The organism is Bacteroidales bacterium (genome assembly GCA_021648725.1).
Classification (GTDB): domain Bacteria; phylum Bacteroidota; class Bacteroidia; order Bacteroidales; family JAADGE01; genus JAADGE01.
This window is the reverse complement of the sequence record JAKISF010000032.1, coordinates 23,244-35,692: the sequence shown is the minus strand read 5'-3', so window position 1 is coordinate 35,692 and position 12,449 is coordinate 23,244. Positions and strand designations below refer to the sequence as shown.

The window sequence follows — 12,449 nt, the reverse complement described above, 5'->3', positions numbered from 1 at the left end:
TTAAATGATGCCTGAAATTGTTTTCTTTTTTTACTCATTTTATACTGCTTTTTTAAGGGGTAAAATTAAAATTTTTTATCTCAATTTTCCACCTTAACTTGCTGTCCTAAAATTGGGGAGTATTATAATATTACTTAATGCCTTAATGGTTTATATGTTTTCGTTTTCATTTTTTTACCATTAAGAAGTTAAGAATGGTTAAGTTTTTATCTTAATGAAACTTAATGCCTTAATGGTTATTTATTCAATCTTCTAATTCTTTAAAATATTCATTTACAAAAGGTTTCATTGACGTTGTAATATTATCCGTAAAGAAATTAATTAACAACCCTTGCGGTTTTTTTAATAACTTCATATATGTGAGAAGTTGTGCCTCGTGAACAGGCAGAATATTTTCGATTGCTTTTAATTCTACGATTATTGTATTGTTTACGAGCAAATCTAATCTTAAATCAACATCTAAACTTAATCCTTTATATTCAACCGGCACATTGACTTGTTGTTTTACTTTGTAGCCTTTTAATTCAAGTTCCCTGCGTAAACATTTTTCGTATACACTTTCTAAAAGTCCGGGTCCTAATTCTTTATGGACTTCAATTGCACAGCCTACAATATCGTATGATAATTGTGTTACTTCTTTTTTCGTCATTTTTTTATTTTTTAACCGGTAAGAAGTTAAGATTAGTTAAGTTTTTTTAATATTACTTAATGCCTTAATGGTTTATAAATTCATAATTCAACATTCCAAGCATTTTCCATTTCTGCCAAATCACTTTCTATTATAATTGTTTTATTGTCAAATACTTCCATAACTTTTTTATTTGCAACTTTTCCGAGATAATGTGCTTTTTCTTTAAAAATATTTTCAAATTGTTCTTTGTTTTCGGGTTTTATGCTTACTATAAATCTGGAATGACTTTCAGCAAAAAGTTTTGCATTTGCACCTAACTCGCCTAAATTATCTATTGTGATTTTTGCTCCGAAATCGGTTCCGATAAGACATTCCGCCAAAGCTGTAAGCATTCCGCCATCCGAAATATCGTGTGCTGATGAAATTAAATCTTGTTCATTTGCCTGCATCATTTTTAAATATGTGTCTTTCGCCTCTTCTTTTCTTACTTTCGGAACATTTGCTCCGAGTTCTCCGTAAAGTTTGTAGAATTCCGATGCTCCGAGTTCATTGTAAGTTTTTCCTACTTGATAAATTAAATCGCCTTCGGCTTTAAAATCGGAAGTTACAGTTTTTCTTACATCTTTAATCTTGGAAACCATAGAATAAACTATTGTAGGAGGCACTGAAATTTTTACGCCTTCGGCTTTAAAATCGTTTTTCATACTGTCTTTACCGGAAGTCATCGGAATATCATAGAAAGTTGACATATTGTAAAGAGCTTCACACATTTGAACAAGTTTAGCTAACTTCTCTTTTCCGTCAGGATTTTTTTCGGGATGATATAAACTATCCGGAACGCTGAAATTATCATTTACCGTCCAAAAAACATCATCGTTTTTCTTGGTATTAGGCAAAGTTCCGCCTACGGCAATTATCTGACGAACAGCTTCATCGAAAGAACCCGCCGACATTTCGTAAGCATCAATATCGCCGAATTTCGGCATAATTCCGTTTGAAACGGCTATGCCTTCAAAACTGTCGTGTTCCAAACGCATAACGCCTGCATCTTGCGGGCTTGTTCCTTTTTCGCCCATTAAGGGTTTTATAATTGATTTTCCTTTAACTTCGTGGTCGTATTTGCGAATAATATTTTCGCGAGAACTTATATTTAAACTTGACAGAAGTCTTAAAAGTACATTTTCGTAATCTTCAATTTTAATATTTTCAGGCTCTTGCAGTTTAGGGGCTTGCCATTCTGCAACCATTTTCTTTTGCGGAACACCGTTGTGTAAAAAATTCAAATCTATGTAATGAATAATTTTTCCGTTAAAACGAATATCAAGAAAACCTGAATTTGTGAAGTATCCTATATCGGTAACTTCAACTTCCATATTTTCGGCAAGTTTGAAAAATTCGTCTTTTTTATCCGGTTCGACAACAATTGTCATTCGCTCCTGTGACTCGGAAACAAAAATTTCCCAAGATTTTAAACCGGAATATTTTAAAGGTACTTTTTCAAGATTTACAACTGCTCCGTTTGTAATCTCTGCAAGTTCGCCTACCGATGACGACAAACCGCCTGCTCCGTTATCGGTGCTGCTTTTTATGAGACCTTTTCGGGCTGCAACTATCATAAAATCAGACAGTTTTTTTTGCGTAATAGGACTGCCTATTTGCACGGCGGATTGCGGCGACTTCTCATTTATCTCAGTTGACGAAAAAGTTGCTCCGTGAATACCGTCTTTACCTACTCTGCCTCCTGCCATAATAATTCGGTCATCTACATCAATAGGCTTTTCCCAAGAATTTCTGCCGAGATAATTATCGGGCATTATTCCGCCTGTTCCGCAAAAGACCAAAGGTTTGCCTGCAAATCGATCATCAAAAACAACGGAGCCGTTTACAGTGGGAATTCCGGATTTATTGCCGCCGTCTTCAATACCGTCAACCACGCCTTCCATAATTCTGCGAGGATGAAGTTGTCCTTTTAATAATTTTTTATCGTAATTCGGAGGTCCGAAGCAAAGAACATTTGTATTGAATAAAAGTTCGGCACCGCCTATGCCTGTTCCCATAATATCGCGGTTTACACCGAGGATACCAGTAATTGCACCGCCGTAAGGGTCGAGTGCCGAGGGAGAGTTATGTGTTTCGACTTTCCAAACAAAAAGTTTGTCTTTTGTGGCACGAACAGTTCCTGCATTATCGTCAAAAACTTTTATAAGCCAGTGATTATCATTACTTTTCAAGTGTTCTTGAATAATATCTGTTGAACCTTTTATGTAAGTTTTGAAAAGTGAATTTATTATCTTCTTTTCGCCGGTTGTTTTATCTTCATAAGTAATTTCGGCATTAAATTCTTTATGTTTACAATGTTCCGACCAGGTTTGTGCAAAAACTTCGAGTTCAATATCTGTCATTTTTTCGGAAAGACCTGTTTTTTTTCTTTCGGCAATAACTTCTTCGTCTTTAAAATAATTGCGAATTGTTTTCATTTCTTCAAGACTTAAAGCCAAAATTTTATCTTCCGAGAGTTCTATAAGTTCTTCATCTGAAATATCCAAATCAATTTCTTCAACTGTTTCGTCAATTTGCATTTCAACTTTGGGAACATAAGGTGTAAAATTAAAGCTGTTATTTTCTTTTGTAAATACCTGAATATGATTTATAAGCGGGTTCCCGAGAAATGATTTTGCAATAAGCATCAATTCATTTTCGGAAAGTTTATTTTCAATATAAAAAATATCTTGCGTGAAAATATGCTGAACATTTATGTCAATTTTGCGGTTCAGAAAATCCGCCAGTGCCGTTTGTGCCGAAACTCCTATATCGTCGGTTACACCGGGAAGTTGTGCAACAGCGATTAAACTGTTATATTTTTCGTTATCATACACCTTATTAATAAGAACTTCATCGGCAATTTTATTTTTCAGACAATTTTCGGCAAATTTTATAAGATTATCATCGGTAATTTCGTAATCGACGGTGTATAATTTTGAGGTTTTTATTTCTCCGGTTTCAATTTGAAGTTGTTTTTTACATTTATTTTGTATGCTGATGCCTTTTGTGTCTTTGTATTCCGGTTTTATGTGTGTTTGAATGCTGTTCATTGTTTTATTTTTTACCATTAAGAAGTTAAGGATAGTTAAGTTTTTCTTAATGCCTTAATGGTTCTTTTTTTAATAATTATTTCATAAAAAAAGTCTGCCGTGTGGGACAAACTTTTTAATATTCTTTTCTCATTTTACAAGTCGGAAATTCGACTTGTATATTGCTGCCGGCGGTAACTGTGCCGGCAATTCGACATTCGTAATTCATTTGTTTTGCTTTTTGTAAAATATTATCGGCTTCTTTTTCGTCTGCCGCTAACAGCATTCCGTTGCCCATATTCCACCACAAGCAGGCATCTTCATTGCTTACTTTTCCGATTTGCTGAATTTCAATCATTTCAGGCAAAGGCTCGAATAAGTTATTCAATTTTGCACCTACATTGTTTAATTTTAATGCTCTTCGTAAATTATCAAAAACTCCGCCGCCTGTTATATGCACAACTCCTGTTAATTCTGTTCCGGATTTAATAATCTCATTAATTAAAGGTGAATAAATTAATGAAGGTGTCAGCATTTTTTCTCCCCAAGTATTTTTATCATCATAGGCTTCATTATGCCATTCGTTTCCGAAATTTTCGGATAAAATTCTGCGTATTGAAGAAAAACCGTTACTTCTGAACCCTCTGCTTTTTAAAGCAAATATTTTTTGTCCGGGTTTTATGTTGCTGCCGTCTATTGCTTCTTCTAAATTCTCGGGCAAAATACCTATCGCCGTAGAACTCCAATTGAAGTGCATTTTTTCTCCGTAACCGCCGATTCTGTTGCCGAGTTCGGCAATTTCTCCGCCGGTAATCGTTATTCCGGCAAAGTTACAGGCATCTCGCAAACCTTTCATTAATTCGTCAATAATTTCAGCGTCTATATAATCAACATCTATAACATTAGAAAGATTTGTCGGTTCAAAGCCCATTGCGGCGAGGTCGTCGGCAACCATTGCTACGAGGTCGTAACCGAGAGTATCATAAATGCCGGTGCGTTCGGCAAGTTCGGCTTTTGTGCCTATGCCGTCGGACCCGATGCCGATACGTTCTTTTCCGAAAATTAAAAGGTTTGAAAATCCGCCTTTTGATTTAGAGGCGACGGCTCCTCTCTTTCCGTTTCTGTTTTGGAAAGTCTCAATCGCATATTCGTAGGCGATTTTTGAGGCTTTGTTTCCGAGCTCAATATCAAGCCCGCTCTTTTTTTGCATAAGTTATTTTAAAACTATGAATAAAGAAAGTGCAAAAGTATGACTTAAGTTTGTAAAGTGCAACCGGACTTGATAAGTTTACTAACTTTTTTTTAACAATTTAAATTAGTTAAAAATTTACAATGTTGGGATGGTTGCTGTATTCTAATTTTGCTGAAATTTTCAGGAATTTAAAGGAATACTGAAATAAAATGTTGAGCCTTTATTTGATTCTGACTTAAGCCATATTTCTCCGCCCAATAATTTAACAATATTTTTACTGATTGATAATCCAAGTCCGGCACCTCGATATAATTTTTCACTTTCTTTTTCAAGTTTTGTAAACCTGTTAAATATTTTATTCTGATGTTGTTCTATTATGCCGATTCCGGAATCTTTTACATAGAAAACAATATTATTTTTATCGGAAGAATACTTATATCCAATTTCAACAAATCCTTTCTCTGTAAATTTTAAGGCATTATTGATAAGATTTATTAAAACTTGTTGAAGTCTGTGTTTATCTGTATATATTTTAGAATTTATTTTATTATTCTTAATTATTTTGAATTCGATATCTTTTAAAAGAGTAATTTTTTCTTTATAGAATACAGTTAAATCCTCAAATATTTCATCAATAAAAAAGTCATCTTTATTAATTGTCATTTGCCCGGCTTCTATTTTTGATATATCAATAATATCATTTATAAGATGTAAAAGAGTATCGCTGCTTTTAATAATGTAAGAAACTAATTCAGCTCTCTTTTTTTTATTAAATTTCTTTCTGTTAAGCAAATTTGAGAATCCGATTATTGCATTCATAGGTGTTCGGATTTCATGAGACATATTTGCTAAAAATGCTGATTTTAATCTGTCTGACTCTTCTGCTTTTTCTTTGGCTTTTTGGAGATCTAAAGTTCTTTCTTCTACAAGCAGTTCAAGTTGGTTTCTGTGTTTTCTGAGTTCATCGGCTTGCTTTTGAATCTGTTTGTTTTTATTAACTACCTCAATATTTTTGTATATTAATTTTCTGTTAATTATTTGCTTTGATTTTCTGCTTTTTAATAATAATATTGATAAAACAAGTATGATAAATACAATTATTCCGGCAAGTATTAATAGGTTTTGCTGCTTGTCAATTTTTATTGACTTAATGTTTAATTCTTCTTCTTGGTTATTAATTTCTTTTTGCTTATTAACTATTTCTGTTGTTAAGTTTTCTAATATTTCTTTTCCTTCTTTTACTTTTTGATTTTGCTCTTTAATAGCCGCTTCTATCTTGTTAATTTTTATCTGTTTACGTATTAGTTCATTTGTTTTTGACAACAATAACAATTTTTGTTTATTAATATCATTTTCTACTTTTGATAATGTTTCTTTTTGATTTTTAATTTTTTCATATTGAACTAATATTTCATTCTTTTGATTTTTGAGCTCAATTAATTTTATTTCAATTTCGTTATTAAGCTCATGAATTAATTTTTTTTGTCTTTCTAATTCTTTTTTTAAGATTTCAACTTTTTCTTTTTCTTCTTTTAATTTAACTTCTTGTTCTTTGTAAAGTTCTTTAATGTCAATTTCTGAACCGCCGAGCAAAAGAAGTTTCGGTAAAATTTCTAAGTTTTGTTCAGATATATTTTTTTTATTAATTTCAAAATATATTGTTTTATCTTGCGAATAAACAAAATTTATCATTATAAGCCTCTGCAGACGTAGATTGTTACTTATTACAAGTATATTTTTTCCTTTAATGCGATTAAGAATTGAATTTAACTCATAATTTTTTGATTCATTAACATAAATAATATGAGGCTTATATTTAAGAAGTGCTCTGATGTTATTAATTTGCAGAATCTCTATCGGTTTATTTTTTAAGGTTTTAGTTTGTGATAATTGTTCCAAATAAGGTAAAATTGAGTTATCATTTCCGTAAACGGCAATTTTAAATTTTTTTATATTATTTTCGTTTTCCCACCTTATATTTAATCCGAATTGATATATAAACCCTGACTTAATTTCAGAATCAGAGTAAACCTGTGCATAAGAAAAATTGTTGGCAGATATTAACAGTATTGTTGAAAATATATATGTTCGAAGAAATTTAGTCAAAATCTATAATATTAAGAAAATAGTTATTATCTTAGTACATTCAATGCTTAAATACAAGTTTTTTAATATTTCGAAGTTACAAATTATTTTTTAAACTACAATCTTAAATGTAAAACTTCTTTGATTATGAGAATAATATATTTGATTCTTGTTTTTATTATCAGCTTAGGAAAACTGTATTCACAAAATGATACAATTAAGAATAATTTGTTTTCTATGTCTCTTGAAGAATTGTTAGAGTTGAAAATTTCATCGGTTTCAAAAAAGCCTGAAAAACTGTTAGAAACTCCGCAAACAGTTATTGTTATTACAAAAGAAGAGATTAAACGCAGAGGATATGTTGATTTGGAACAATTATTTCATGATTTACCGGGTTTTGATATTTCTCGCGGGAACGGAACTCATTATTCTCAAATTTATCAAAGAGGGTATCGTACAAAGAATACTGAAAAAACTGTATTAATGATTGACGGAGTTGAGGAAAACGATCTTTGGAGTAACAGTGTTTGGCTTTCAAGACAATATCCTTTAAGTAATATTGAAAGAGTTGAAATAGTATACGGACCTGCCGCAACTATATACGGAGCTAATGCATTTTTGGGAGTAATTAATATTGTTACAAAAACAGCAGAGCAAATTATTTCAAAAGACAGAAAAATAGGACTGAAATCTCAATTCGGATACGGAACTTGGAATACTCGATTTGCTGATTTGAGCATAGCTGTGGGAACAAAAGATGTTTCTTTAATTTTAACAGGAAGAATTTTTAATTCAGACGAACAAGATTTATCAAATTACCCTGACTGGGATTATGATTTAGGAGCTTATGATATAAATTATTATAAAGAGATTTTAGGAATAACAAATGATACTGTTGCACAAAAGGCAATGGATTTAGATAATGCAATGTATTATAATTCTTCTGTTTTGAACGGGATAAAGCCTGAGTACAGTAATCAAACAAAGGATTATCTTTTTTACGGAAAGTTAAAAATTTATGATTTTACACTCGGTTTTCAGAGTTTTAAGCGTGATGAGGGATATGGAGCTTGGTACAGAGATAATTTCGAATTAGGTCCTTCAAACGGAGCCAGCTGGATTCCTAAAAACACTTTTTTTTACACAAAATATGAGAAAAAGTTTTCAGATAAATTATCCTTGACCAATTTTTCAAATTTCAAAGTTCATCAACTAACAGGTGAATGTGAAGAATTATATTACAAAGGGTATTTTAATAAAGAATATAAGCTTGTTGATATAGCTGATACTACCGACGGAAATATATTTTTATTGCCTGTTGATTCAATTCAGGTTCCGAATTGGACAAGAACATGGTGGCAAACTTACTCGCAACAATTAAGATCTGAATTAAGATTAGAATACACACCGCATGATAACTTTAATTTGATAACCGGAATTGAGTTCAGAGTAAGTCATATTCAAGGAGCTTATTTATTCGGAGAAACTGAAAATCCTGAAGAAACAGCTTATTTAGATAATTCAAAAGGCGGAAATCATTATTTCAGCAGAGATTTCGGCTTTTTTATGCAAGCAGGGTATTCACCGTTTAAAAACTTTAATTTTATATTGGGAGGCAGGGTTGATAATAACAAAATAAGATTAACCGGAGGATACGGAACCGTTTTTAACCCTAAAGCAGCAATTGTTTGGTCTCCTTTAAATTTTGTATTTAAAGCTATTTATTCAGAGGCATTTATGGATGCCGGTTATTGGACAAAATACAGCACAACACCGGGAAGATTATTAGATAATCCTAATTTGAAGCCCGAAAAAGTAAAAAATTCAGAATATAGTTTCAGTTGGAAAGCAAATAATTATTTTTTTATTGATTTTGTTGCTTACAACTCTTATTATACGGGTGCAATAGGAACTGTTGACGTAAGCTTTGTTGATGACGGCGGAAATTTGGTAACGACTACCCAACATCAAGCTATAGGGAATGTAAACATTAAAGGTTTACAGAGTAATTTGTATTTTAACTATTCAAATTATTCGACATACATTAATTACACTTTTACGAAGCCATATAATATTACCGGAAAAAAAACAAGAATAGGAGATATTTCAAGCCATCATTTGAATTTCGGAATAAATGCATTATTTTTTGATAAATTGAATATTAATTTGCGAGCAAATTGGTCGGGTAAAAAACCTACCGGAAAGGAAACAACAGTATCAAACAACCCTTTAAATAAAATTGATGCTTATTTTGTTTTGAATAATGCAATTTCTTATAATATTTATAAAGGTATTTCGGCTGAAATTTTAGTTAATAATATTTTAGATACAGAATATTTTCATCCCGGTGTAAGAAGTGCAAACGGAATATATTATGCTTCAAAACTTCCGCAAAACAGAAGAAATATTACGGTAAAAATAAATATTGATTTTTAGTATCTAAGTTTTATAAAGCATTTCAATTTGTCCTTTGTATTTTTCAATTACCACTCTTCGTTTAAGTTTTAAGGTTTGAGTGAGCATTCCGTTTTCTATTGTGAAGTCTTCATCCGTAAAAATAAACTTTTTGGGTATTTCATAATTTCCGTATTTGTCTTTTAAACTTTTACGAATTTCAATAGCCATAAATTCTTGTACAAGAGGCAGATGTACCAACTTATTAACTTCGGTTTTAAGTTTTAGAATTTCGGCTGTTTTTTCCAGAACAGAACAATCCGGAATAACAATGCATACATTATACGGTTTTCCGTCTCCGAAAATCATTGCATTTTCAATATAAGGCAATAATCGAATATCTTCTTCAATAGCTGCCGGGAACACATATTTACCGTTTTCTAATTTAAATTGTTCTTTAATTCTTCCTGTAATATAAACATAACTGTCTTCATCAATTTTTCCTATATCGCCGGTTTTAAACCAACCGTCTTTTGTAAAAACTTGTTTTGTGGCTTCCGGTTTGTTATGGTATCCGACCATTATATTGGGTCCTTTTACTTGAATTTCACCTTCGTCACTCTCATCATTCATCATTGATTTATCAATTCTGACTTCAACAAATTCAACAGTTGTACCTACACTTCCGGATTTGTTAAGTTCCGGGCTGCTCATTGTAACTGCCGGTGAGGTTTCACTTAAACCATAGCAATCGTAAACCGGTAAGCCGATATCATGAAAGAAAAAGGAAATTTCATTGTTCATTTTTGCACTTGCCGTAATTGATGCTTCCAATTTTCCGCCGAATTTTGCATGTATCTTTGAGAAGACCAATTTATTTCCGATTTTTAATTTTAATTTTGTTCCTAAACTGACTTTTCCGTTTTGCTCACGATATTCTTTTGCTGCTTTAAGAGACATATCAAACAATTTCTTTTTGATACCGCCTTCTTCATTCATTTTTGCATGAATACCGTCGTAAATTTTGTTAAAAACACGCGGAACAGCAATTAAAAAGGTAGGTTTAACTTTCAGTAAGTCTTCTGCCAAAGTTTCAACACTTTCCATAAAGCCGATTGAACCTCCGGTAAAAAACCAATTATATACTTCGGCTGTTTGACCGTAACTATGAGCCCACGGAAGAATAGACAAGCTTCTTGAATTTTCATTAAACAATTTACTGTATCTTCTGTTTCCTGCTCTTGCATTTGAAATAAAATTTCCGTGTGTTAATAAAACACCTTTCGGTTCACCGGTTGTTCCGGAGGTATAAATTAAAGCAGCAATATCATTAACATCAGGTTTAACGGAAGCAACAGGATTTTCTTTACCGACTTTTTCAAGATGTTGCATACTCAGCTCACTGTCGTCTTCAATAATGTATATATACTCTAAAGACTTAATTTCATCTTTAAAATGTTTTACTTGCTCATAAATAGCTTTGTTTGAAACCAATAAAAACTTTATGTCTGCATCGTTTGTAATGTATTGCCAAGTTCTTAAAATTTCATTTTCGTACATCGGAATAAATCGAGCACCCAAACCGTATGTTGCAAATGCAGCCACAGCCCATTCAGTTCTGTTATTGGCAATGATAGCTACTCCGTCGCCTTTTTGAATGTTTAAAGATGCCAATCCGCCTCTGAAGTCATCAACTTTTTTTCGAACATCGTCATATGTGATCCACTCATACTCACCGGTTTGTTTATTTTTTGTACCGAAGAGTTTATTATTTTTAAATTTTTCGGTTGCGATTTCAAAATGATCGACGAGATTATCGGGTTTTTCAATTTTTATCATCTTAAAGAGTTTAATAAATTTTAATATTTATTTTTCAAATATAGTTATAATTAATAGTTATTTACAAATCGGTTAAAAAGTTGTTTAATGGAGAGTCTTCTTTTAAAAAATCTCCTGCAACTGTTTCAAAATCAGAAATTGTGAAATGCATGGCTTTCAGATAATCTTTAATGTCATCTTTTATTTTGCCGTGAAATTCTTTCTTCATTGCATTATATGAAATTTTATCCATATTAAGACCGAAAACCATAAAAAATACAAAGCCGATTATAAGCATTATCAGAATTGTGAAAATAAAGTGAATATTTAAATAAATAAACATTAATACACCGATAACAATCCAAAGTAATACGGTTAAAATAAGTACCATTGCAACTTTTCCGTCCTCATTGCTTTGTGCAGTTATCAGCATATTTTCAACACTGCTTATATAATTTTTTAAACTTTCTTTGTCCTTATCGGTTAATTTTGAGCGTTTCGGCAAAGGAGCATTACAAGAAAAACATCTGTCTCGTCCTTCTTTATTATCTGCTTGGCAATACTTACATTTCATATTTAATTAATCCTTAAATTACACATTTCCTTCCCACTCGTTATAAAAATTATCAAGATATTGAAGCATAAAGTTATGCCGCTTTTCGGCTATTTTTTTTCCGGTTTCGGTATTCATTTTATCTTTCAAAAGTAATAATTTTTCGTAGAAATGATTAATTGTAGGAGCTGTGCTGTTTTTATATTCGTCTTTACTCATTTTTAAATTCGGTTTAATTTCCGGATTGTATATTTCTCTTTTTTTATAAGCTCCGTAACTGAATGTTCTTGCAATTCCGATTGCTCCGATGGCATCTAATCGGTCAGCATCCTGAACAACAGCAAGTTCCTGTGAGAAATAATTACTTTTATTATGTCCGCCGAGAAAAGAAATATTTTCAATAATTTTTACCACACTTTCAATCGTTTCATCACCAAGTTTCAAAGAAGTCAAGAATTCTCTTGCTTTTTTTGGCCCGATTGTTTCATCTCCGTTATGAAATTTATGATCGGCAATATCATGCAATAAAGCTGCAAGTTCACAAATTAACAGATTTGCTTTTTCTGTCTTTAAAATCTGTTGTGTACTTTTCCAAACTCGGTATATATGCCACCAATCGTGTGAGCCTTCGGCTTCTGATAAGCTTTGTTTTACGAAAGATATTGTTTGTTTAATAAGTTCTTGGTTGTTCATGCTTCAAATATA

8 protein-coding genes are annotated in these 12,449 nt (G+C 31.9%); 1 reads left to right on the top strand and 7 read right to left on the bottom strand.

Features of this window, described 5'->3' with window-relative positions; translation table 11 throughout:
• Nucleotides 1-244 precede the first annotated feature (244 nt).
• The 4 genes from L3J35_11235 to L3J35_11220 form a co-directional block, all read right to left on the bottom strand.
• Nucleotides 245-649, bottom strand: coding sequence for a GxxExxY protein (locus tag L3J35_11235; protein ID MCF6366764.1), 405 nt, complete (start codon nt 647-649; stop codon nt 245-247).
• A gap of 80 nt (nt 650-729) precedes the next feature.
• Nucleotides 730-3,723, bottom strand: coding sequence for an AIR synthase-related protein (locus L3J35_11230; GenBank protein MCF6366763.1), 2,994 nt, complete (start codon nt 3,721-3,723; stop codon nt 730-732).
• Nucleotides 3,724-3,838: 115 nt separating this feature from the next.
• A complete protein-coding gene (locus L3J35_11225; GenBank protein MCF6366762.1) occupies nt 3,839-4,912 on the bottom strand; it encodes an AIR synthase-related protein in 1,074 nt (357 codons plus the stop codon).
• 162 nt (nt 4,913-5,074) lie between these two features.
• Nucleotides 5,075-7,000, bottom strand: coding sequence for a YfiR/HmsC family protein (locus L3J35_11220; protein MCF6366761.1), 1,926 nt, complete (start codon nt 6,998-7,000; stop codon nt 5,075-5,077).
• A 126-nt stretch (nt 7,001-7,126) separates the two neighbouring features.
• On the opposite strand from L3J35_11220, the gene L3J35_11215 reads away from it, so the two are divergent.
• Nucleotides 7,127-9,415 (top strand): TonB-dependent receptor, encoded by a 2,289-nt coding sequence (locus L3J35_11215; protein ID MCF6366760.1) that lies wholly within the window; start codon nt 7,127-7,129, stop codon nt 9,413-9,415.
• A gap of 3 nt (nt 9,416-9,418) precedes the next feature.
• Here the strand turns inward: L3J35_11215 and L3J35_11210 are convergent, their stop codons facing one another.
• The 3 genes from L3J35_11210 to L3J35_11200 form a co-directional block, all read right to left on the bottom strand.
• Nucleotides 9,419-11,212: a long-chain fatty acid--CoA ligase gene (locus tag L3J35_11210; protein ID MCF6366759.1), complete on the bottom strand. Its 1,794-nt coding sequence runs from the start codon at nt 11,210-11,212 to the stop codon at nt 9,419-9,421.
• 61 nt (nt 11,213-11,273) lie between these two features.
• The gene (locus tag L3J35_11205; protein MCF6366758.1) at nt 11,274-11,765 is read right to left on the bottom strand and encodes a hypothetical protein; all 492 of its coding nucleotides are present in this window, start codon (nt 11,763-11,765) and stop codon (nt 11,274-11,276) included.
• 18 nt (nt 11,766-11,783) lie between these two features.
• Nucleotides 11,784-12,437: an HD domain-containing protein gene (locus L3J35_11200; protein ID MCF6366757.1), complete on the bottom strand. Its 654-nt coding sequence runs from the start codon at nt 12,435-12,437 to the stop codon at nt 11,784-11,786.
• Between the last annotated feature and the right edge of the window lie 12 nt (nt 12,438-12,449).